22 protein-coding genes are annotated in these 20,878 nt (G+C 71.0%); 4 read left to right on the plus strand and 18 right to left on the minus strand.

What is annotated here, in order from left to right:
* Nucleotides 1–66: 66 nt before the first annotated feature.
* The 4 genes from ACFVWW_RS18970 to leuA form a co-directional block, all read right to left on the minus strand.
* A complete protein-coding gene (locus tag ACFVWW_RS18970) occupies nt 67–918 on the minus strand; it encodes an isoprenyl transferase (protein ID WP_384191423.1) in 852 nt (283 codons plus the stop codon).
* Between the two features lie 14 nt (nt 919–932).
* Nucleotides 933–1,682 (minus strand): DNA repair protein RecO, encoded by a 750-nt coding sequence (recO, locus tag ACFVWW_RS18975; protein WP_384191426.1) that lies wholly within the window; start codon nt 1,680–1,682, stop codon nt 933–935.
* 162 nt (nt 1,683–1,844) lie between these two features.
* Nucleotides 1,845–2,540: a TerB family tellurite resistance protein gene (locus tag ACFVWW_RS18980; protein WP_384191429.1), complete on the minus strand. Its 696-nt coding sequence runs from the start codon at nt 2,538–2,540 to the stop codon at nt 1,845–1,847.
* Between the two features lie 154 nt (nt 2,541–2,694).
* The gene (gene leuA, locus ACFVWW_RS18985) at nt 2,695–4,455 is read right to left on the minus strand and encodes a 2-isopropylmalate synthase (protein ID WP_386877515.1); all 1,761 of its coding nucleotides are present in this window, start codon (nt 4,453–4,455) and stop codon (nt 2,695–2,697) included.
* Nucleotides 4,456–4,749: 294 nt separating this feature from the next.
* Between leuA and ACFVWW_RS18990 the strand changes: the two genes are divergently transcribed.
* The gene (locus ACFVWW_RS18990) at nt 4,750–5,814 is read left to right on the plus strand and encodes a M4 family metallopeptidase (protein WP_386877516.1); all 1,065 of its coding nucleotides are present in this window, start codon (nt 4,750–4,752) and stop codon (nt 5,812–5,814) included.
* 60 nt (nt 5,815–5,874) lie between these two features.
* Nucleotides 5,875–6,141 (plus strand): protealysin inhibitor emfourin, encoded by a 267-nt coding sequence (locus tag ACFVWW_RS18995; protein WP_384191435.1) that lies wholly within the window; start codon nt 5,875–5,877, stop codon nt 6,139–6,141.
* A gap of 76 nt (nt 6,142–6,217) precedes the next feature.
* On the opposite strand, the gene era is transcribed toward ACFVWW_RS18995, so the two are convergent.
* The 13 genes from era to hrcA form a co-directional block, all read right to left on the minus strand.
* Nucleotides 6,218–7,177 (minus strand): GTPase Era, encoded by a 960-nt coding sequence (gene era / locus ACFVWW_RS19000; protein WP_384191438.1) that lies wholly within the window; start codon nt 7,175–7,177, stop codon nt 6,218–6,220.
* A 50-nt stretch (nt 7,178–7,227) separates the two neighbouring features.
* On the minus strand, nt 7,228–7,581 hold the full coding sequence (locus tag ACFVWW_RS19005) for a cytidine deaminase (RefSeq protein WP_384191441.1): 354 nt from the start codon (nt 7,579–7,581) through the stop codon (nt 7,228–7,230).
* 68 nt (nt 7,582–7,649) lie between these two features.
* A complete protein-coding gene (locus ACFVWW_RS19010; RefSeq protein WP_384191443.1) occupies nt 7,650–8,009 on the minus strand; it encodes an MmcQ/YjbR family DNA-binding protein in 360 nt (119 codons plus the stop codon).
* On the minus strand, nt 8,009–9,295 hold the full coding sequence (locus ACFVWW_RS19015; protein ID WP_384191446.1) for a hemolysin family protein: 1,287 nt from the start codon (nt 9,293–9,295) through the stop codon (nt 8,009–8,011). Before ACFVWW_RS19015 ends, ACFVWW_RS19010 begins: the two co-directional genes overlap by 1 nt.
* Nucleotides 9,292–9,789 (minus strand): rRNA maturation RNase YbeY, encoded by a 498-nt coding sequence (ybeY, locus tag ACFVWW_RS19020; protein ID WP_384191449.1) that lies wholly within the window; start codon nt 9,787–9,789, stop codon nt 9,292–9,294. The genes ACFVWW_RS19015 and ybeY overlap by 4 nt, the downstream gene beginning before the upstream one ends.
* A 25-nt stretch (nt 9,790–9,814) precedes the next feature.
* Nucleotides 9,815–10,834 (minus strand): PhoH family protein, encoded by a 1,020-nt coding sequence (locus ACFVWW_RS19025; RefSeq protein WP_384191452.1) that lies wholly within the window; start codon nt 10,832–10,834, stop codon nt 9,815–9,817.
* Nucleotides 10,835–10,974: 140 nt separating this feature from the next.
* On the minus strand, nt 10,975–12,087 hold the full coding sequence (locus ACFVWW_RS19030; RefSeq protein ID WP_384191455.1) for a carbohydrate kinase family protein: 1,113 nt from the start codon (nt 12,085–12,087) through the stop codon (nt 10,975–10,977).
* A 157-nt stretch (nt 12,088–12,244) separates the two neighbouring features.
* Nucleotides 12,245–13,153 carry a ribonuclease Z gene (locus ACFVWW_RS19035; RefSeq protein WP_386877517.1) on the minus strand — a complete coding sequence of 303 codons (909 nt, stop codon included), beginning with the start codon at nt 13,151–13,153 and terminating at the stop codon, nt 12,245–12,247.
* A 5-nt stretch (nt 13,154–13,158) separates the two neighbouring features.
* Nucleotides 13,159–13,518 carry a histidine triad nucleotide-binding protein gene (locus ACFVWW_RS19040; protein WP_384191460.1) on the minus strand — a complete coding sequence of 120 codons (360 nt, stop codon included), beginning with the start codon at nt 13,516–13,518 and terminating at the stop codon, nt 13,159–13,161.
* Nucleotides 13,519–13,657: 139 nt separating this feature from the next.
* Nucleotides 13,658–14,395, minus strand: coding sequence for a 16S rRNA (uracil(1498)-N(3))-methyltransferase (locus ACFVWW_RS19045; protein ID WP_384191462.1), 738 nt, complete (start codon nt 14,393–14,395; stop codon nt 13,658–13,660).
* Complete coding sequence (locus ACFVWW_RS19050; protein WP_384191465.1) at nt 14,392–15,465, minus strand: nitronate monooxygenase; 1,074 nt, start codon at nt 15,463–15,465, stop codon at nt 14,392–14,394. Before ACFVWW_RS19050 ends, ACFVWW_RS19045 begins: the two co-directional genes overlap by 4 nt.
* 232 nt (nt 15,466–15,697) lie before the next feature.
* On the minus strand, nt 15,698–16,834 hold the full coding sequence (dnaJ, locus tag ACFVWW_RS19055) for a molecular chaperone DnaJ (RefSeq protein ID WP_384191466.1): 1,137 nt from the start codon (nt 16,832–16,834) through the stop codon (nt 15,698–15,700).
* Entirely contained in the window at nt 16,835–17,851 is a 1,017-nt protein-coding gene (gene hrcA / locus ACFVWW_RS19060; RefSeq protein ID WP_384329494.1) for a heat-inducible transcriptional repressor HrcA, read from the minus strand.
* Between the two features lie 157 nt (nt 17,852–18,008).
* On the opposite strand from hrcA, the gene ACFVWW_RS19065 reads away from it, so the two are divergent.
* Together ACFVWW_RS19065 and ACFVWW_RS19070 are read left to right on the plus strand one after the other, a co-directional pair.
* Entirely contained in the window at nt 18,009–18,731 is a 723-nt protein-coding gene (locus ACFVWW_RS19065) for an MBL fold metallo-hydrolase (RefSeq protein ID WP_386877518.1), read from the plus strand.
* Nucleotides 18,732–18,764: 33 nt separating this feature from the next.
* Nucleotides 18,765–19,589, plus strand: a complete 825-nt coding sequence (locus ACFVWW_RS19070) for a DUF3097 domain-containing protein (protein WP_386877519.1) — start codon at nt 18,765–18,767, stop codon at nt 19,587–19,589.
* 14 nt (nt 19,590–19,603) lie between these two features.
* Here the strand turns inward: ACFVWW_RS19070 and hemW are convergent, their stop codons facing one another.
* Nucleotides 19,604–20,836, minus strand: coding sequence for a radical SAM family heme chaperone HemW (gene hemW, locus ACFVWW_RS19075; protein ID WP_386877520.1), 1,233 nt, complete (start codon nt 20,834–20,836; stop codon nt 19,604–19,606).
* Nucleotides 20,837–20,878 lie beyond the last annotated feature (42 nt).

Raw genomic sequence — 20,878 nt, forward strand, 5'->3', positions numbered from 1 at the left:
GGGGCCCCCGCGCGCTCGCCGGCGCCGGGGGGCCCGGGGGGGGGGGGCGCCCCCCCCACCCCTGTGTCAGGACTGCTCTTCCCCGGTCTCGTTCCCGCTTCCGTCCTCGTCGGTCGCCTGGTTGGGCAGGGCCCCGCCGAAGCGCCGGTCCCGGGACGCGTATTCCAGACAGGCCCGCCACAGATCCCGGCGGTCGAAGTCCGGCCACAGCACGTCCTGGAAGACCATCTCCGCGTAACTGCTCTGCCAGATCAGATAGTTGGACGTGCGCTGTTCCCCGCTGGGACGCAGGAAGAGGTCCACGTCCGGCATGTCCGGGTAGTACAGATACTTGGCGAAGGTCTTCTCGTTGACCTTGGCCGGGTCGAGCTTGCCGGAGGCCACATCGGCCGCGAGCGCCTGCGCCGCGTCCGCGATCTCCGCGCGGCCGCCGTAGTTGACGCAGAAGTAGAGCGTCATGGCGTCGTTGTCCCGGGTCTGCTCCTGCGCGACCTGGAGCTCCTCGACGACCGACTTCCACATCTTCGGCATCCGGCCGACCCAGCGGATCCGGATGCCCAGTTCGTTCATCTCGTCGCGGCGGCGCCGGATGACATCGCGGTTGAAGTTCATCAGGAAGCGCACCTCGTCGGGCGTGCGCTTCCAGTTCTCGGTGGAGAAGGCGTACAGGGAGAGGTTCTTGACGCCCATCTCCAGACAGCCCTTGAGCACATCAAGGACGACGCCCTCGCCGACCTTGTGTCCCTCGGTGCGCGGCAGACCGCGCTCCTTCGCCCAGCGGCCGTTCCCGTCCATCACGCACGCCACGTGCTTGGGCACCAGCTCGGCGGGGATCTTCGGCGGGCGCGCACCGGAGGGGTGCGGTTCCGGCGTCTTGTACTCGCGGCGGGAACGTCCCAGGATTCCGCGTCGTGCCATGCGGCTCTCGTCTCCTAGTTCTTCTCTACGTATCTGAGCGAGCGCAGGCCGCGCTCCAGATGCCAGTGCAGATAGGCGGACACCAGCCCGCTGCCCTCCCTGACGTGCCGCGCCTCGCAGGCGTCAGCCGTCTCCCAGTCGCCGGTCAGCAGTGCGCTGAGCAGTCCGACGGCCTCCGCAGAGGGTACGACGCTGCCGGGCACCCGGCAGTCGGCGCAGATGACTCCGCCCGCCGCGACGGAGAAGAAGCGGTTCGGGCCGTGCAGCCCGCATTTCGCGCAGTCGTCGAAGCTCGGCGCGTAGCCGTTGACGGCGAGGGAGCGCAGCAGAAAGGCGTCCAGGATCAGATGGGGGGCGTGCTCCCCGCGGGCGAGCGTGCGCAGCCCGCCGACCAGGAGCAGATACTGCTGGACGGCCGGCTCACCCTCGTGGTCGGTGAAGCGCTCGGCGGTCTCCAGCATGGCGGTGCCCGCGGTGTAGCGGGCGTAGTCGGCGACGATGCCGCCACCGTACGGAGCGATGGTCTCGCTCTGGGTGCACAGCGGCAGCCCGCGCCCGATGAGTTCGCTGCCGCGCGCGAAGAACTGCACATCGACATGCGAGAACGGCTCCAGCCGCGCCCCGAATTTGGACTTCGTCCGGCGCACTCCCCGGGCGACGGCGCGGACGCGGCCGTGGCCGCGGGTCAGAAGCGTGATGATGCGGTCGGCCTCACCGAGCTTCTGGGTGCGCAGCACAACGCCGTCGTCCCGGAACAGACTCATGGCGCCATTCTCCCGCATCCACGCGGGCCCTCCCCCCGCGCGGCGGCGAGGGAGCCGTCCAGGAGCGTGCGTGCGCGTCCGGGGACGGCTCAGGGCATACGTCCGGGGACAGCTCGGGGCGTGCGGCCCCGGACGGCTCGGGGCGTATGCCCGCGGACGGGTTCAGGACGGCGTGCCGGAGGCGGCGAGCAGCAGGCGCTCCGTGTCGTCCGCGCACAGCTTGAGCGCGCCGCCGACGATGCTCAGCACCTCGCGCTCCGCCGAGCTGTACGGCCCGTCGGCCAGCGCGATCCTGGCGCCCTGCAGCAGGATCGACTCCCGGCCCGCCGGGGCCAGGTGCGGGGAGAGCGGCTCCAGCGCCTCGTGCAGCTCGATGGCGAGCGCGGCGCCGCACGGGCCCGGGTCGACGACGAACCGGCCGGTGTCGGCGGCGAGGGCCTCGACCAGCTCCGTCAGCCGGTCCTCCGTGCAGTCCTCGAATCCGGCCGTGCGGACGAGGGAGACCGCGGTCTCCCTGACCGTACGGGAGGAGATGCCACCGGCCACGAGGACGGCGAGCGCGACGGTGTGGATGGCGTCGCGCAGCATCGCGGAGAAGCGGACCGTGGTGGGGTGGTCGAGGACGTCCGTACCGAAGTGGGAGTGGCAGGCCGCGCATTCGACGACGGGCCCGGCGAGTCCGCGCGAGAGCAGCGGGACACCGAGCACGGTGAAGCGACGACGGCCGGTACGACGGCGGTAGTTGCGGTCGCCCCCGCAGTCGGCGCAGAAGAATTCCCCGTCACCGACCGTGTTCCATGAGGTACGAATGCCGCAGACGCGCAGTTTTCGGCCGCTTGATCTTTGAACTGGCAGCACGTCGCGCACCTCCGTAACGCTCCGGCAACATTGCCGCGTTGACGTGATGTTAGCCACATTGCCCGGTCGGCGTCAGCACCCCGGCGTGAGATCGCCATGACATGGCTGAACCCCGCCCACCGTGGCCGGTGGACGGGGTTCCTAAAAGCTCAGGTCAGCGGGTTGCGCGGTTCACGGCGGAGATGACCGCCTTGAGCGAGGCCCGGGTGGTGTTCGCGTCGATTCCGATGCCCCACAGCACCTTTCCGTCGATCGCGCACTCGATGTACGAGGCGGCCTGCGCGCTCGCACCCTCGCTCATGGTGTGCTCCTGGTAGTCCAGCAGCCGGGCGTCCACCCCGACCGAGGCCAGGGCCTCGAAGAAGGCCGAAATCGGACCGTTGCCGGTACCGGTCAGCACCGTCTCCGCGCCGTCCACGACGGCCTGCACGGTCAGTGTGTCCTGGCCGTCCGTATCGGTCGTGGTCTGGCCGGAGCGCAGCTGGACCCGGCCCCAGGCATTGTCCGGGTTGGGCAGGTACTCGTCCTGGAAGACCGCCCAGATCTGGCCGGGCGTGACCTCGCCGCCCTCGGCGTCGGTCTTGGCCTGGATGATCCTGGAGAACTCGATCTGCATCCGGCGCGGCAGGTCCAGCTTGTGGTCGTTCTTCAGGACGTACGCGATACCGCCCTTGCCGGACTGCGAGTTGACCCGGATGACCGCCTCGTACGAACGGCCCACGTCCTTGGGGTCGATCGGCAGATACGGCACGGCCCACTCGATCTCGTCGACCGTCTTGCCCTGGGCGGCGGCGTCAGCGTCCCGCGCGTCGAAGCCCTTCTTGATGGCGTCCTGGTGGGAGCCGGAGAAGGAGGTGTAGACCAGGTCGCCCGCGTAGGGGTGGCGCGGGTGGATCTCCATCTGGTTGCAGTACTCGCTGGTACGACGGATCTCGTCGATCTGCGAGAAGTCGATCTGCGGGTCGACGCCCTGCGAGAAGAGGTTCATGCCCAGCGTCACCAGGTCGACATTGCCGGTGCGCTCACCCTGCCCGAACAGACAGCCCTCGATCCGGTCGGCGCCGGCCATGATCGCCAGCTCGGCGGCGGCGACGGCGGTGCCGCGGTCGTTGTGCGGGTGCACCGACAGACAGACGTGCTCGCGGCGGGAGAGGTGGCGCGACATCCACTCGAAGCGGTCCGCGTGCGTGGACGGCGTCGAACGCTCCACGGTGGCGGGCAGATTGAGGATGATCTCGCGGCCCGCCTCGGGCTGCCAGACGTCCATGACGCCCTCGCAGACCTCCAGGGCGAAGTCCAGCTCGGTGTCGGTGAAGATCTCCGGGCTGTACTGGTAGCCGAAGGTGGTCTCGGGGCCGAGGATCTTCTCCGCGTACTCCATCACCAGCCGCGTACCGTCCACCGCGATCTGCTTGACCTGCTCCTTCGTACCCCGGAAGACGACCCGGCGGAAGGTGGGGGCGGTGGCGTTGTAGAGATGGACGGTCGCGCGGTGGGCGCCGCGCAGCGACTCGACGGTGCGCTCGATCAGCTCCTCGCGCGACTGGGTCAGGACGGAGATCGTCACGTCCTCGGGGATCGCGCCCTCTTCGATGATCGAGCGTACGAACGCGAAGTCGGTCTCCCCGGAGGACGGGAAGCCGACCTCGATCTCCTTGTAGCCCAGCCGGACCAGCAGATCGAACATCTCGCGCTTGCGGGCCGGCGACATGGGATCGATCAGTGCTTGGTTGCCGTCGCGCAGATCGGTGGAGAGCCAGCGCGGGGCCACGGTGATCCGGTTGTCGGGCCAGCTGCGGTCCGGGAGGTCCACGGCCTCGTACCGGCCGTACTTGTGGATCGGCATCCGGGAGGGCTTCTGGGTGTGGGTCGCGTTGGTGATGGGCGTGGGGCGACCGACAGAAGTGTCAGACATTGCGCAGGGCTCCTCGTGTGTCCACTGGGACGGCCGACGGGGCGTGATCACCGCAACGCCAGACTCCGCGGGGAGGGGGTCGGCCTACGACTACAGGCCCTCGCCGCGGCAGCTAAGGAGAAGCAGCCCGAAACGCATGATGTCTCGAAGCCTAACGGAGCCGCGCCGTCCGCGCGGGTCCGTATCAGCATGCGGGATCGAAAAAGTAACGGCCGAAGGCTGACGGATCACTCCATTTCAGCAACTTCCGTCGCAATGGGTGACAGCGCGATGACGGAGTGCCACATTGCTCGCATGACTGCCACGACCCCCGTTTTCTGCACCATCGTCCCTCCCCACGTCCTCGACAAGCTCGCCCAGGCCGACGACCCCGCGCTCTCCGGGCCCGCCCGCCGCACGCTGGTCGCGGACTCCGCCCGGCGCACCCGCCGCCGGCTGACCGCGGTCGGCGTGGTCCCCACGGCCACCGCGCCGGCCGGGGACGGCGCGACCGGCGGCCCGCACCGCACCATCCACGACTGCGAGCACGGCACCGCGCTGCCGGGCAGGAAGGTACGCGGCGAGGGCGACGAACCGGGCTCCGACGCCACCGTCAACCGCGCGTACGGCGGGCTCGGCGCCACGTTCGAGCTGCTGCTGACGGCGTACGGACGCGACTCGCTCGACGGCGCGGGGCTGCCGCTGACCGCCAGCGTCCACTACGACGAGCGGTACGCGAACGCCTTCTGGGACGGCGAGCAGATGGTCTTCGGCGACGGTGACGGCGAGATCTTCCTCGACTTCACCCTCCCGGTCGATGTGATCGGCCATGAGCTGGCGCACGGCCTCACCCAGTACACCGCCAACCTCAGCTACTACGGCCAGCCGGGCGCCCTGAACGAGTCCGTGTCGGACGTCTTCGGCTCGCTGGTCAAGCAGTACACCCTGGACCAGACCGCCGACCAGGCCGACTGGCTGATCGGCCAGGGCCTGCTCGCGCCGCGCGTCACCGGTGTCGCCCTGCGCTCCATGAAGGCGCCGGGCACGGCGTACGACGACGATGTCCTCGGCAAGGACCCGCAGCCGGCCACCATGGACGACTTCGTGCACACGGGACGCGACAACGGCGGGGTGCACATCAACTCCGGCATCCCCAACCACGCGTTCTATCTGCTGGCCGACCGGCTCGGCGGGAAGTCCTGGGAGCGGGCGGGACAGATCTGGTTCGACGTGCTGACCGGCGGTGAGCTGGCGGTCGACGCGAGCTTCGCGGACTTCGCCCGGCTGACCCTCGCGGCGGCGCGGTCCCGCTTCGGCGACGGCGCGGAGCACGAGGCCGTGACCAAGGCGTGGTCCCAGGTCGGGGTTCCCACGGCATGAGGCGCGGCGGCACGGAACGCGCCCTTACCCCGCCGGCCCACACGTACTAGAACAGGACCCATGCGTATCCAAGTACGGCGCACCGGCGGTTTCGCGGGCATCGAGCGCAGGGCCGAGGTCGACACCTCGGCTCTGCCCGACGCCGACGCATGGCGGGAGCTGGCCGAGCAGGCCGTGGCCGACGGCCGGGGGACGCCGTCCCCCGGCGTGCCGGACGGCTTCAGCTATGTGATCTCCATCGACGGCCGTACGGTCCACTGCGCCGACCCACGGCTGTCCGAGGCGCAGCGCGCGCTGATCTCGCGCGTGCTCAAGGAAGGTGCCTGAGCGGGGGCATGAGTGGGTGCCTGAGCGGGCTTCCCGTCACGCCGGCCGGACGGCGGTGACGGGGGCCCGTTTTTGCTCAGAAGCCGAGCTTGCGCAGCTGCTTCGGGTCGCGCTGCCAGTCCTTGGCGACCTTGACGTGGAGGTCGAGGAAGACCGGCGTGCCCAGGAGTGCCTCGATGTGCTTGCGGGACTTCGTCCCGACCTCCTTGAGCCGCTTGCCCTTGGGGCCGATGATGATGCCCTTCTGGCTGGGCCGCTCGATGTACACATTGGCGTGGATGTCGAGGAGCGGCTTGTCCGCCGGGCGGTCCTCGCGCGGCAGCATCTCCTCGACGACGACCGCGATCGAGTGCGGCAGCTCGTCCCGTACGCCTTCGAGCGCGGCCTCACGGATCAGCTCGGCCACCATGACCTGCTCCGGCTCGTCGGTGAGGTCGCCCTCCGGGTAGAGCGGCGGGCTCTCCGGGAGCAGCGGCACCAGCAGATCGGCCAGCAGTCCGACCTGCTCTCCGCCGACGGCCGAGACCGGCACGATCTCCGCCCACTCCAGGCCGAGTTCCTTGCCGAGCTGGTCGATCGCGATGAGCTGCTCGGCGAGCGTCTTGGAGTCGACGAGGTCCGTCTTGGTGACGACGGCGACCTTCGGCGTCTTCCTGATGGCGGCCAGTTCCTTGACGATGAACCGGTCGCCGGGGCCGAGCTTCTGGTCGGCGGGCAGGCAGAAGCCGATCACGTCGACCTCGGCCCAGGTGGTCCGCACGATATCGTTGAGACGCTCACCGAGCAGCGTGCGCGGCTTGTGGAGCCCGGGGGTGTCCACCAGGATCAGCTGCGCCTCGGGCCGGTGCACGATGCCGCGGACGGTGTGACGCGTGGTCTGCGGCCGGTTCGAGGTGATGGCCACCTTCTGACCGACCAGAGCGTTCGTGAGGGTGGACTTGCCCGCGTTGGGGCGACCGACGAAGCAGGCGAAGCCGGCCCGGTGGGGGGCTTCGGCTGTCTCGGGAGAAGAGGTACGAGCGCTCATGGCGCCCATTCTCCCCGATCGTTTGGCCGCCGCCGACCAGATTCCCGCTACGGCCGTCGTCAACCGGCCGTCACGGTCGCGCGCAGCACGCCGTCCGGGCCCGCGACCAGGACGGGGGTCGCGGGGCCGCCCAGATCGCGCACAGCGGCACGGTCCTCGTCCGCGGCGCTCTCCGCGGCGGTGACGACGGCGGCGGCCTCCAGCGAGGTGGCCCCACTGGCCACGGCCATCGCGACGGCGGTCCGCAGCGCGCTCAGCTTGAGAGACTCCAGCTCCACGGTCCCCGCGACATAGGTCCGCCCGGTCTCGTCCCGCACCGCGGCCCCCTCGGCCACCCCATTACGCGCCCGCGCGCTCCGAGCCAACGTGATGATCTTGCGGTCCTCGGCGCCGAGGTCGGTGCTCTGTGTCATACGCCGAGCATAGGCACCACGCGAGGGCCTCCCAGCGCAGGGTCACAGCCAACGCGGTACGCGGCGGGTCAGGGGCGGTCGAGGCGGAGGCGGGTGGGTTTGGGGAGGGTGGCTACTACCAGGTCGTAGGAGTCCTCGATCAGTTCGCGCACCATCCGGGGCGGGAGTTCGGGGACCGTGATCGTGTTCCAGTGGCGTTTGTTGAGGTGCCAGCCGGGGGTGATCGCCGGGTGGGTCTCGCGGAGGCGGATCGCCTCTTCCGGGTCGCATTTGAGGGAGACCTTCAGCGGGTGCTCCTCCAGCGCGCAGAACGCGAAGATCTTCTCCGCCACCCGGAAGACCGTGAGACCGGGGCTGCGGGGGAACGGGACGTCCTCGGACGTCCCGTTCTGGCCGAGGCAGCAGGCCCGTAGCTCCTGCGGGGTCATCAGGCGGGCTCGTCCTCGCGGAGCGGCTCCGCGAGGACCGTGACGATCTTGTTGCGGCGGCCGGCCGGGGACTCGGCCGTCAGCCGCAGGGTGCGTCCGTCCGGCAGCTCGACCCTGGCGCTGGCGCCCGCGATCGGAACCCGGCCCAGCGCCTTCGCCAGCAGGCCGCCGACCGTCTCCACGTCCTCGTCGTCGTACTCGTCGAGCCCGAACAGGTCCCCCAGGTCACCGATGTCCAGCCGGGCCGTGACCCGGTAGGAGCCGTCGCCGATCTCCTCGACCGGCGGCAGCTCGCGGTCGTACTCGTCGGTGATCTCGCCGACGATCTCCTCCAGGATGTCCTCGATCGTGACGATGCCGGCCGTGCCGCCGTACTCGTCGATGACGACCGCGACATGGCTGCGCTCCTGCTGCATCTCGCGCAGCAGATCACCGGCGTTCTTCGTGTCGGGGACGAACGCGGCGGGGCGCATCGCCGTGGAGACCAGATCGGATTCGGAGTCCCGGTTGATGTGCGTCTTCCTGACCAGGTCCTTCAGGTAGACGATCCCCACTATGTCGTCCTCGTTCTCCCCGGTCACCGGGATACGGGAGAAGCCGGAGCGCAGGGCCAGCGTCAGCGCCTGCCGGATCGTCTTGTGGCGCTCGATGCACACCAGGTCCGTGCGCGGGACCATGACTTCCCGTACGAGCGTGTCGCCCAGCTCGAAGACGGAGTGCACCATCCGGCGCTCGTCGTCCTCGATGAGGGACTCCTGCTCGGCGAGGTCGACCATCGCCCGCAGCTCCGCCTCGCTGGCGAACGGTCCCTTGCGGAAGCCCTTGCCCGGGGTGAGGGCATTGCCCAGGAGGATCAGCAGCTGCGGAATCGGGCCCATGACCCTGGCGAGCGGCAGCAGGACGTACGCCGAGGCCGTCGCCGTGTTCAGCGGATGCTGGCGGCCGATGGTGCGGGGCGAGACGCCCACCGCGACATAGGAGACGAGGACCATGACCCCGATCGCGGTGACCAGCGCCGCCCAGGTCTCCTGGAACTCCTTCAGACAGACATATGTGACCAGCACCCCGGCGGCCATCTCGCAGGCGACCCGGACCAGCAGCGCCACATTCAGATAGCGCGTCGGATCGGAGGCGATCTGCGCCAGCTTGGCCGCGCCCCGGCGCCCCGACCTGACGGCCTCGGCCGCCCGGAAGCTGGAGACGCGGGCGAGGCCCGCCTCGGCGGACGCCGCCAGCCAGGCGACGACGACCAGGGCGACCGCGCCGACGATCAGCTGCGCGGTCACGAGACGGTCGGCGCGGGAGACGGGCCGGTGAACCCCTTCTCGCCCCTCCACCCGTCGACGATCGCCGCCTGGAGACCGAACATCTCGGCCTTCTCGTCCGGCACCTCGTGGTCGTACCCGAGCAGATGCAGCACCCCATGGACGGTCAGGAGCTGGAGCTCCTCGTCCATGGAGTGCTGCGTCGGGGCTTCCTCGCCCTGCTTCCGCGCGACCTCCGGGCAGAGCACGATGTCACCGAGGAGCCCCTGCGGGGGCTCCTCCTCGTCCTTGACCGGCGGACGCAGCTCGTCCATCGGGAAGGACATGACATCCGTCGGACCCGGCAGGTCCATCCACTGGAGGTGCAGCTGCTCCATGGCGGCTTCGTCCACGACGATCACCGAGAGCTCGGAGAGCGGGTGGATGCGCATCCGGGCGAGCGCGTAGCGGGCGACGTCGAGGATCGCCTGCTCGTCGACCTCGATGCCTGACTCGTTGTTGACGTCGATCGACATGGTGCGCTGTTGCTCTTTCGCTCAGTCACAGCCCATTGCGGCTGTCGTATTGCTCGTACGCGTCGACGATACGGCCGACGAGCCTGTGCCGTACGACATCCTGCGAGGTGAGACGGGAGAAGTGCACATCGTCGACGCCTTCCAGGATGTCCTGGACCTGGCGCAGACCGCTCTTCGTGCCGTTCGGAAGGTCGACCTGGGTGACATCTCCCGTAATGACGATCTTCGATTCGAAGCCGAGCCTCGTCAGGAACATCTTCATCTGCTCGGGGCTGGTGTTCTGCGCCTCGTCGAGAATGATGAACGCGTCGTTGAGCGTCCGGCCGCGCATGTACGCCAGGGGCGCGACCTCGATCGTGCCCGCCGCCATCAGCCGGGGGATCGAGTCGGGGTCGAGCATGTCGTGCAGCGCGTCGTAGAGCGGGCGCAGATACGGGTCGATCTTCTCGTAGAGCGTGCCGGGCAGGAAGCCGAGCCGCTCGCCCGCCTCGACAGCGGGCCGGGTCAGGATGATCCGGTTGACCTGCTTGGACTGCAGGGCCTGGACCGCCTTGGCCATGGCGAGATAGGTCTTGCCGGTACCGGCGGGGCCGATGCCGAAGACGACCGTGTGCTTGTCGATCGCGTCGACGTACCGCTTCTGGTTGAGGGTCTTGGGGCGGATGGTCCGGCCGCGGCTGGACAGGATGTTCTGGGTGAGCACGTCGGCGGGCGTCTCGGGACCGTCCGCGCCGCCGTTCTCGCTCGCCCTGAGCATGGCGATGGAACGTTCCACTGCGTCCTCCGTCATCGGCTGACCGGTGCGGAGCACCAGCATCATTTCGTCGAACAGGCGCTGGACGAGCGCGACATCCGCCGCGCTGCCGGCCGCACTGATCTCATTTCCCCGGACATGGATGTCCGCGTCGGGGAACGCCTTCTCGATCACACGCAGCAGGGAATCCCTGGAGCCCAGGACCGTCACCATGGGGTGTTTGGCGGGGACGGTGAAGTGGGCACGTGCCTGCCCCGGTGCGGGGGTCTGGGCTGTAGGTGTCTGAGTCATGGGCCGGCTCTGTGGCCTGCGCATACCTCCCGTTGCAGGGTTCTCGCTGCTCGACAACCTCTGGGCTACCAGCGTACGACTCCGCACTGACAAGGCCCTAGGGCTTTTCCTTGCGCCGTCGGCCCGGTCAGCCGGCCCGGTCAACCGGAGCGGCCGAAACCGATCGTCGGTACGGCCCTGCGCAGCGGCCACGGCCTGCTCGGCGCGGGCAGCAGTTCCGCCAGGAAGGCGTAGCGCCGAAGCGCCGCCGGGTCCTGCTCGGGGGAGGCCTGGACGTACTGCCACCAGGTCGCGACCTCCGCCCAGCCCGGCGCGGAGAGCGAGCCGCCGAACTCCTGGACGGAGAGCGCGGCGGTCAGCCCGGCGAAGGCCAGCCGGTCCGCGAGCGGCCAGCCGGCGAGCGTACCGGTGACGAATCCGGCGACGAAGACATCGCCCGCGCCGGTCGGATCCAGGGCCTCGACCTCGATCGCGGGGACCTCGGCGGTCTCGCCGGTGGCGCCGTCCACGGCGTACGCCCCCTCCGCGCCGAGCGTGACGACGGCGACCGGCACCCGCTCGGCGAGCACCCGCGCGGCGGCCCGGGGACAGGTGGTACGGGTGTAGCGCATCGCCTCCTCCGCATTGGGCAGGAAGGCCTCGCAGTACTCCAGGTCGGCCAGGCCCCCGAGGTCCCAGCGGCCGGTCTCGTCCCAGCCGACATCGGCGAAGATCCGCGCCCCGGCGCCGGCGGCGCGGGCGATCCACTCCTCGCGGCGGCCCGGCGCGAGCGCGGCGACGGCGGCACGCGCGCGGGGCGGGCACTCGGGGAGGGCCCCTTCGGGCGGCGGGGCCTCGTGGCCGTGCGAGACCATGGTCCGCTCGTCCTCGTACGCCATGGAGACGGTGACGGGCGAGTGCCAGCCGGGGACCGTACGGGACCGGGAGAGGTCGATGCCCTCGCCCTGCTCCAGCGCGTCCCAGCAGTACTCACCGTAGTGGTCGTCGCCGAAGGCCGCGGCGAGCGAGGTGCGCAGGCCGAGCCGGGCCAGGGCGCTGGCCATGTTGGCGATCCCGCCGGGGCTGGACCCCATCCCCCGGGCCCAGGACTCCGTGCCGCGCACGGGGGCGCTGGCCAGGCCGGTGAAGATGATGTCGAGGAAGACCGTGCCGGTGAGATAGACATCGCACGGCGGGTCGTCCGGGGCGCGCAGCGCGCTCAGCGGGTCGACATGGGCGGTGTGTTCCTGCGGGTCTCCGTTGGATGTGATCACGGTGGGCTCCCGATCGCGTGCGGATCCGGACAGTGTGCCCGATCCGCCGGGCCCGAGCCGCACGCACAGGGTGTCCGCGCCCGGTCCGTGACCGTGGCCGCCGCCGGGGCAGCCGCCACTGACCCACCGCGGCGGGTCAGCCGAACCGTGCGGCAGGTCAGCCGGACCGTTTCGGCAGCGGTACCCGCACCAGATCGGCGGCGACGGTCAGCTCCCCGTCGAAGCCGGCGGCGCGGGACTGCCGCTCGAACTCGTCCGGATCGCCGTAGCGCTGCGAGAAGTGCGTCAGCACCAGATGCCGTACGCCCGCCTCCCGCGCCACCCGGCCGGCCTGGCCCGCGGTGAGATGACCGTGATCGGTCGCCAGCCGCTCGTCCTCGTCGAGGAACGTCGACTCGATGACCAGCATGTCGCACCCCTCGGCCAGCGCGTACGCCCCGTCGCAGAGCCGGGTGTCCATGACGAAGGCGAACCGCTGGCCCCGGCGCGTCTCGCTGACCTCGTCGAGGCTGACGCCGTTCAGCGTGCCCTCGCGGCGCAGCCGGCCGACGTCCGGGCCCGCGATGCCGTGCGCGGCCAGCCGCTCCGGGAGCATCCGGAGCCCGTCGGGCTCGGTGAGGCGGTAGCCGTACGACTCGACGGGGTGGGAGAGCTTGTACGCGTCCAGGGTGTACGCGGCCGTCCGGGCGAGAACGCCGTCGCCCACGACCGGCGCCTCGGTCAGCTCGACGGACTCGCGGTAGGCCGTCGCGTACCGCAGCCGGTCGAAGAAGTGCTGTCCGCTCGCCGGGTAGTGCGCGGTGACCGGGTGCGGCACCTGGTCCAGGTTGATGCGCTGGATCACCCCGGCCAGGCCGAGCGCGTGGTCGCCGTGGAAGTGCGTGACGCAGATGCGGTTGATGTCGTGCGCGGCGACCCCGGCGCGCAGCATCTGGCGCTGGGTGCCCTCTCCCGGGTCGAAGAGCAGGCCTTCGCCGTCCCAGCGCAGCAAATAGCCGTTGTGGTTGCGGTGGCGGGTGGGCACCTGGCTGGCGGTGCCCAGCACCACCAGTTCTCGTACGGACAAGACGCCTACCCGGGGGGCCAGTTGAGACCGCGACCGCCCAGGACATGGGCGTGCGCGTGGAAGACGGTCTGTCCGGCGCCGGCGCCGGTGTTGAACACGATCCGGTAGCCGGTGCTGTCGGCCTTGTCGTCGGCGGCGACCGCGGCCGCCTCGCGCAGCACATCGGCGGCGATCCCCGGCTCGGCGGCGGCGAGGGTCGCGGCGTCCGGGTAGTGCACCCGGGGGATGACCAGGACATGGGTCGGGGCCTGCGGGTTGATGTCCCGGAACGCGACCGTGGTCTCCGACTCCCGCACGACGGTGGCCGGTACGTCCCCCGCGACGATCTTGCAGAACAGGCAGTCGGCCTGTGGTTCTCCCGCCATGGTCCGGGCCTCCTCGGATCCGCCGGGCGCACCGGCGGTCGCTGCTGACGATCAGTGACGATCCGTACGGACGCATGCTATCGGCCCGACGGCCGCCGCCTGTCGGCTGAGGTGTCCAGGCCCTGCCCTGGGAGGGCCGCTAGGACCAGCGGCCGGTGCGGCCGAGCAGGAGGGCCGTGGCCGCCGTTCCCGCGGTGGAGGTGCGCAGGACGCTGCGGCCCAGCCGGTACGGCTTCGCGCCGGCTTCCGCGAACGTCGCCAACTCCTCCGGGGACACGCCCCCTTCGGGGCCGACGACCAGCACGATCCGGCCCTCGGCGGGCAGCGGCGCGGTGGCCAGCGGTTCGCTGCCCTCCTCGTGCAGTACGGCGGCGAAGTCGGCGTCCGCCAGCAGCGCGGCGACCTGCCGGGCCGACAGCGCGTCCGTGACCTCGGGGAAGCGGAGCCTGCGCGACTGCTTGCCCGCCTCGCGGGCCGTGGCCCGCCATTTGGCCAGGGACTTGGCGCCCCGCTCGCCCTTCCACTGCGTGACACAGCGCGCGGCCTGCCAGGGCACGATCGCGTCGGCGCCGGTCTCGGTCATCGTCTCGACGGCCAGCTCCCCGCGGTCCCCCTTGGGCAGAGCCTGGACGACGGTGATCCGGGGCGAGGGTTCCGCCTCCGTCCGTACCTCCGTGACGGCGACGTCAAGACGGTCCTTGCCCTCGACCGCCGCGACCGTCCCGTAGGCGCCCGTGCCCGCGCCGTCCGTCAGCACGATCTCCTCGCCGACGCGCAGCCTCCGTACGGAGACGGCGTGCCGCCCTTCGGAGCCGTCGAGGGTGACCGTACCGGTGCGCAGTACACCGCCCTCGACGACGAAGACAGGAGCGGTCACGAGTCGCTCTCCGGCGTCAGCGACGCCCGGGTCGCTTCGAGCTCGGCGGCGAGGACCTCGACCAGCTGTCCCGCGGGCAGCTCGCGGGCCATCCGGTGGCCCTGTCCCGCCCAGAGCGCCATGCCCTGGGCGTCGCCCACCCGCGCCGCGGCCTTGCGCAGCCCGGAGGTGAGGTGGTGGACCTCGGGGTAGGCGGGCGGCGCGTACGGGCCGTGCTCGCGCATGAAGCGGTTGACGAGGCCACGGGCCGGGCGGCCCGAGAAGGCCCGGGTCAGCTCGGTCCTGACGAACAGCGGGTTGGTCATGGCCTGCTTGTGCAGCACGTTCGCCCCGGACTCCGGGCACACCAGGAACGCCGTGCCGAGCTGCGCCGCGTCCGCGCCCGCCGCGAGCACCGCCGCGATCTGGCCGCCGCGCATCAGCCCTCCGGCGGCGATGATCGGCAGCTGCACGGCCTCCCTGACCTGCGGCACGAGCGAGAGCAGTCCGATGCCCGCGCCGTCGGTGGCCGGATCGTCGCGGTGCGTGCCCTGGTGGCCGCCGGCCTCGATGCCCTGGACACAGACGGCGTCGGCGCCGGACCACTGCGCGGTCTGGGCCTCCTCGGGGGTGGTCACCGTGACCACGGTGTAGGTGCCCGCGCGGGCGAACGCGTCGAGGGTCGTACGGGTCGGGCAGCCGAAGGTGAACGAGACGAGCGGCACCGGGTCGTCGAGCAGTATGGCCAGCTTGGCCTCGTAGCCGTCGTCCCGGCCGGCCTCGGGGTCGCCGAGCGGGGTCTCGTACCAGGTCGCCTCACCGGCGAGCTGGTTGCGGTAGACCTCGATGACCGCGTGGTCGGCGTGGTGTATCTGCGGCATGAAGAGATTGATGCCGAAGGGCTGGTTGGTGAGCCCGCGCAGCTGTTTGACCTCTTCGTACATGCCGTCCGCTGTTTTGTACCCGGCGGCGAGGAACCCGAGACCACCCGCCTCGGAAACGGCCGCCGCCAGCTGCGGGCAGGACGCGCCGCCCGCCATGGGGGCCTGCACGATCGGATACCGGCAGAGATCGGTCAGTGCGGAGGACATGCAGGCATCGTGCCACGTCCCCCGCACAGCGACGAATCCGAGCCACGCTCGGCGGGGGTCACGGGAACGCGGGGCGGGCGGGGTCGCGGGCCGGGGGCCAACCCCCGGACCCCCGGCCCCCACACGCCTACCGCCCGTTGAACGCATCCTTCAACCGCGAGAACAGGCCCTGCTGCCCCGGCTGACCGCGCCTACCCGGGGGCCAACCCCCGGACCCCCGGCCCCCACACGCCTACCGTCCGTTGAACGCGTCCTTCAACCGCGAGAACAATCCTTGCTGCCCCGGCTGGAACTGGCCCGTGGGCCGTTCCTCGCCGCGCAGCTTCGCCAGCTCCCGCAGCAACCGCTCCTGCTCCGGGTCCAGCTTCGACGGGGTCATCACCTCGACGTGCACGATCAGGTCGCCCCGGCCGCCGCCGCGCAGATGCGTGATGCCGCGTCCGTGCAGCGGGATCGACTGGCCCGACTGCGTGCCGGGACGGACGTCGATGTCCTCCACCCCGTCCAGCGTCTCCAGCGGGCACTTCGTGCCCAGCGACGCCGCCGTCATGGGGATGGTGACCGTGCAGTGCAGATCGTCGCCGCGCCGCTGGAACACCGCGTGCGGCAGCTCGTGGATCTCCACGTAGAGATCGCCGGCGGGACCACCGCCGGGACCGACCTCTCCCTCGCCCGCGAGCTGGATGCGGGTGCCGTTGTCGACACCGGCGGGGATCTTGACCGTGAGCGTACGGCGGGACCGGATACGCCCGTCGCCCGCGCACTCGGGGCACGGCGTCGGCACGACCGTACCGAAGCCCTGGCACTGCGGGCACGGCCGCGAGGTCATGACCTGGCCCAGGAAGGACCGGGTGACCTGCGAGACCTCGCCGCGGCCGCGGCACATGTCGCAGGTCTGCGCCGAGGTGCCCGGCGCCGCCCCCTCGCCCGAACAGGTCGTACAGACCACGGCCGTGTCGACCTGGATGTCCTTGGTCGTGCCGAAGGCCGCCTCGTTGAGGTCGATCTCCAGCCGGATCATGGCGTCCTGGCCGCGTCGCGTCCGCGAGCGCGGACCGCGCTGGGACGCCGTTCCGAAGAAGGCGTCCATGATGTCGGAGAAGTTGCCGAAGCCACCGGCTCCGAAGCCGCCCGCGCCCCCGCCGCCGCTCGCCGAGAGCGGGTCTCCGCCGAGGTCGTAGACCTGCTTCTTCTGCGGGTCCGACAACACCTCGTACGCGGCGTTGATCTCCTTGAAGCGCTCTTGCGTCTTGGGATCGGGATTGACATCCGGGTGCAGCTCGCGTGCGAGCCGCCGGAATGCCTTCTTGATCTCGTCCTGCGATGCGTCGCGGCGCACGCCGAGTACGGCGTAGTAGTCCGTGGCCACTTACGACTCCGCCAGGATCTGTCCGACGTAACGTGCCACTGCGCGTACCGCTCCCATCGTTCCGGGGTAGTCCATGCGGGTCGGTCCGACCACGCCGAGTTTGGCTACTGCCTCGTCGCCCGAACCGTAGCCGACCGCGACGACGGACGTGGAGTTGAGGCCCTCATGGGCGTTCTCGTGCCCGATACGTACGGTCATGCCCGGGTGTTCCGCCTCACCCAGCAGCTTGAGAAGCACCACATGCTCCTCCAGCGCCTCCAGCACCGGCCGGATGGTGAGCGGGAAATCATGCCCGAAGCGGGTGAGATTGGCGGTGCCGCCGATCATCAGCCGCTCCTCGGTCTCCTCGACCAGCGTTTCGAGCAGGGTCGCGAGCACCGTGGACACGGTCCCGCGGTCCCCCTCCTCGAACGACTCGGGAAGGTCCTGCACCAGCTGCGGGACATCCGAGAAGCGGCGTCCGACGATCCGGCTGTTGAGCCGGGCCCGCAGATCCGCCAGCGAGGTCTCACCGAAGGGCGTGCCGCAGTCGATCATGCGCTGCTCGACCCGTCCGGTGTCCGTGATCAGCACGAGCATCAGCCGGGCGGGAGCGAGCGACAGCAGCTCCACGTGGCGCACCGTCGAGCGGGTCAGTGAGGGGTACTGGACGACGGCAACCTGCCTGGTCAGCTGCGCCAGCAGCCGTACCGTACGGCCCACGACGTCGTCGAGGTCGACGGCCTTGTCCAGGAAGCTCTGGATGGCGCGGCGCTCCGGCGAGGTCATGGGCTTGACCCCGGCCAGCCGGTCGACGAAGAGCCGGTAACCCTTGTCGGTCGGGATACGCCCCGCGCTGGTGTGCGGCTGGGCGATGAAGCCCTCGTCCTCCAGCACCGCCATGTCGTTGCGGACGGTGGCCGGGGACACGCCGAGCTTGTGCCGCTCGGTCAGCGCCTTGGAGCCGACGGGCTCCTCGGTGCCGACATAGTCCTGGACGATGGCGCGCAGCACCTCGAGTCTGCGTTCGCTGAGCATGGCGCACACCTCCAGCTGTCGTCCGTCGGATCCGGCTTGGCACTCGCTCCGTGGGAGTGCCAGCAATCCCCCCGGCCAGTGTACGGCCGTGGGGTAGGCCCCTAGCAAGGGTGGCCGACCACGTGATCACGCTGGTTCTTGCGGATAGCGTCCTCGTATGGACGTCCGTTGGGAAGAGTGCGGGTGGGAGCGGCTGGCCCCGGGGGTGGGGCGGCGACGGCTGCCGGGGTGGGACGCGACGGTCGGGCTGGTGGCCGGCGCCGCCGCGGCCCTGCTGTACGACACGGGGTCGACGGTCCGCGAGGGCGAGGCCATCCGGGCGCAGGTGGCCGCCCTTCTCGGCGAGGACAGGCGCGTGACACACATCGCACTGAGCCACGCGCACTTCGACCATGTGCTGGGGACGGCGGCGTTCCCGGAGGCCGAGGTGTACGGCGCGGTGGGTCTGGCGGACCTGCTGGCCGGCGGGGCGGGCCTGTACGAGAGCGCCGTGCACCACGGCGTGAGCGAGGCGGAGGCCACCGAGGCGGTGGATCTGCTGGTACGGCCGGGGCACGCCGTCTCCGGCTCGCTCACCCTCGACCTGGGCGGCCGTCAGGTCACGCTGGCGAACGCCGGCCCCGGCCACTCGGCCCACGACCTGGCCCTCCTCGTCCCGGCCTCTCCTCCCGTCCTGTTCTGCGGCGACCTGGTGGAGGAGTCGGGCGAGCCCCAGGCCGGCCCCGACGCGATCCCCGCCCGCTGGCCGGCGGCGCTGGACCGGCTGCTCACGCTGGGCGGTGCGGACGCGGTGTACGTACCCGGGCACGGGGCGGTGGTGGACGCGGCGTTCGTACGGGCGCAGCGCGACGCGTTGGCGGCCCGATTCGGCGTGTCCTAGCCGTGTCGGCCCCGTCCGTTTATCGTCGTGCGAATGCGCCGCTACAGCCCTGATCTGACGCCTCCGTGGAAGAAGTCCTCGCCCGCGCCGGAGGTCCCCGCCGAGCCGGACCTGGTGGTCGAGGAGGTGTCGACGGGCTTCTGCGGCGCGGTCATCCGCTGCGAGAAGACGGCCGAGGGTCCGACGGTCACCCTGGAGGACCGCTTCGGCAAGCACCGGGTGTTCCCGCTGGTGCCGCGCGGTTTTCTGCTGGAGGGCCGCGTGGTGACCCTGGTCCGCCCGTCGGCGGCGGGCCCGGCCCGGCCGTCCCGTACGGCCTCGGGATCGGTCGCCGTGCCCGGAGCCCGCGCGCGGGTCGCCAGGGCCGGGCGTATCTATGTCGAGGGCCGGCACGACGCGGAACTGGTCGAGAAGGTGTGGGGCGACGATCTGCGCGTCGAGGGCGTGGTCGTGGAGTATCTGGGCGGCATCGACGATCTGCCCGCAGTCGTCGCCGAGTTCGGCCCCGCGCCGGACGCCCGCCTCGGCGTGCTGGTCGACCATCTGGTGCCCGGCTCGAAGGAGTCCCGGATCGCGGCGGAGGTGACGGGCGCGGACGTCCTGGTGGTGGGCCACCCGTACATCGACGTCTGGGAGGCGGTGAAGCCCTCGTCGGTGGGGATCCCGGCGTGGCCGTCGGTGCCGAGGGGCGAGGACTGGAAGACGGGGGTGTGCCGCGCGCTGGGCTGGCCGGAGAACACGGGAGCGGCGTGGCAGCACATCCTGTCGCGGGTCCGCACGTACAAGGACCTGGAGCCGCCGCTGCTGGGCTCGGTGGAGCACCTGATCGACTTCGTCACGGACCCGCGGCCTCTTTAGGAGGTGGGCAACCGTCAGTCCACCAGGTCCCTCACCACCGCGTCCGCCAGCAGGCGGCCCCGGAGCGTCAGGACCGCCCGGCCCCTCGCGAACGGGCCCGGGTCCAGCAGGCCGTCCCCCACCGCGCGGTGCGCAGCCGCGAGGCCCGCCGGGGCCAGCAGCGACAGCTCGCAGCCGTCGGACAGGCGCAGCTCCAGCAGGATGCGTTCCACCCGGCGGTCCTCCGCCGAGAGGATCTCCCGGCCCGCGCCAGGCGAGCGCCCCTCCGCCAGCGCCGCCGCGTACGCGCCGGGGTGTTTGACGTTCCACCAGCGGACGCCGCCGATGTGGCTGTGGGCGCCGGGGCCCGCGCCCCACCAGTCGGCGCCGCGCCAGTACAGCTCGTTGTGCAGACAGCGGGCCGCCTCCGAGGTGGCCCAGTTGGAGACCTCGTACCAGGAGAAGCCCGCGTCGGCGAGCACGGAGTCCGCGATCAGATAGCGGTCCGCGTGCTCGTCGTCGTCCGTCATGGGGACCTCGCCGCGCCGGATGCGCCGGGCGAGCTGCGTGCCCTCCTCCACGATCAGCGCGTACGCCGACACATGGTCGGGCCCCGCCCCCACCGCCGCCGCGAGGGATGCGCGCCAGTCGTCGTCGCTCTCCCCCGGCGTGCCGTAGATCAGGTCGAGGTTCACATGGTCGAAGCCGGCCGCGCGGGCCTCCGCGACACACGCCTCGGGCCTGCCGGGGGTGTGCGTACGGTCGAGGACCTTCAGCACATGCTGCTTCGCGCTCTGCATCCCGAAGGAGATCCGGTTGAAGCCGCCCTCGCGCAGGGTGGCCAGATACGCCGGATCCACCGATTCCGGATTCGCCTCCGTGGTGATCTCGGCGTCGTCCGCGAGGCCGAACTCGTCGCGGATCGCGCCCAGCATCCGGACAAGATCCCCGGCGGCCAGCAGCGTCGGTGTGCCGCCGCCGACGAATACGGTACGGACCGGCCTGGGGTCGTCGCCCAGCACCTTTCTGGCCAGCCGGACCTCGTCCGCCAGCGTCTGCGCGTAGTTGTCGCGGGAGGCCAGCACGCCTCCCGAGCCGCGCAGCTCGGTCGCCGTGTACGTATTGAAGTCGCAGTAGCCGCAGCGGGTCGCGCAGTACGGAACGTGCAGGTAGAAGCCGAGGGGCCGGTCCGCCGCGCCGTCGAGGGCGTGCCGGGGCAGCGTCCCGGTCTCGGGCATGGGGTCACCGTCGGGCAGTGCGGAAGGCATGCCCCCATTGTCCCGTACGCCGCGGGTAACCCGTCCCGGCCG

The organism is Streptomyces sp. NPDC058198 (genome assembly GCF_042882605.1).
Lineage (GTDB): Bacteria > Actinomycetota > Actinomycetes > Streptomycetales > Streptomycetaceae > Streptomyces.

What these genes read in the sequence shown, in the direction of transcription:
- ACFVWW_RS18990 (WP_386877516.1), top strand. Translation starts at nt 4,750, where the DNA reads ATGACTGCCACGACCCCCGTTTTCTGCACCATCGTCCCTCCCCACGTC.
- hemW (WP_386877520.1), bottom strand. Translation starts at nt 20,836, where the DNA reads ATGCCTTCCGCACTGCCCGACGGTGACCCCATGCCCGAGACCGGGACG.
- hrcA (WP_384329494.1), bottom strand. Translation starts at nt 17,851, where the DNA reads ATGCTCAGCGAACGCAGACTCGAGGTGCTGCGCGCCATCGTCCAGGAC.
- ACFVWW_RS18970 (WP_384191423.1), bottom strand. Translation starts at nt 918, where the DNA reads ATGGCACGACGCGGAATCCTGGGACGTTCCCGCCGCGAGTACAAGACG.
- ACFVWW_RS19040 (WP_384191460.1), bottom strand. Translation starts at nt 13,518, where the DNA reads ATGGCGGGAGAACCACAGGCCGACTGCCTGTTCTGCAAGATCGTCGCG.
- ACFVWW_RS19050 (WP_384191465.1), bottom strand. Translation starts at nt 15,465, where the DNA reads ATGTCCTCCGCACTGACCGATCTCTGCCGGTATCCGATCGTGCAGGCC.
- ACFVWW_RS18995 (WP_384191435.1), top strand. Translation starts at nt 5,875, where the DNA reads ATGCGTATCCAAGTACGGCGCACCGGCGGTTTCGCGGGCATCGAGCGC.
- ACFVWW_RS19005 (WP_384191441.1), bottom strand. Translation starts at nt 7,581, where the DNA reads ATGACACAGAGCACCGACCTCGGCGCCGAGGACCGCAAGATCATCACG.
- recO (WP_384191426.1), bottom strand. Translation starts at nt 1,682, where the DNA reads ATGAGTCTGTTCCGGGACGACGGCGTTGTGCTGCGCACCCAGAAGCTC.
- ACFVWW_RS19025 (WP_384191452.1), bottom strand. Translation starts at nt 10,834, where the DNA reads ATGACTCAGACACCTACAGCCCAGACCCCCGCACCGGGGCAGGCACGT.
- ACFVWW_RS19070 (WP_386877519.1), top strand. Translation starts at nt 18,765, where the DNA reads ATGCGCCGCTACAGCCCTGATCTGACGCCTCCGTGGAAGAAGTCCTCG.
- era (WP_384191438.1), bottom strand. Translation starts at nt 7,177, where the DNA reads ATGGGCGCCATGAGCGCTCGTACCTCTTCTCCCGAGACAGCCGAAGCC.
- ACFVWW_RS19010 (WP_384191443.1), bottom strand. Translation starts at nt 8,009, where the DNA reads ATGACCCCGCAGGAGCTACGGGCCTGCTGCCTCGGCCAGAACGGGACG.
- ybeY (WP_384191449.1), bottom strand. Translation starts at nt 9,789, where the DNA reads ATGTCGATCGACGTCAACAACGAGTCAGGCATCGAGGTCGACGAGCAG.
- ACFVWW_RS19065 (WP_386877518.1), top strand. Translation starts at nt 18,009, where the DNA reads ATGGACGTCCGTTGGGAAGAGTGCGGGTGGGAGCGGCTGGCCCCGGGG.
- leuA (WP_386877515.1), bottom strand. Translation starts at nt 4,455, where the DNA reads ATGTCTGACACTTCTGTCGGTCGCCCCACGCCCATCACCAACGCGACC.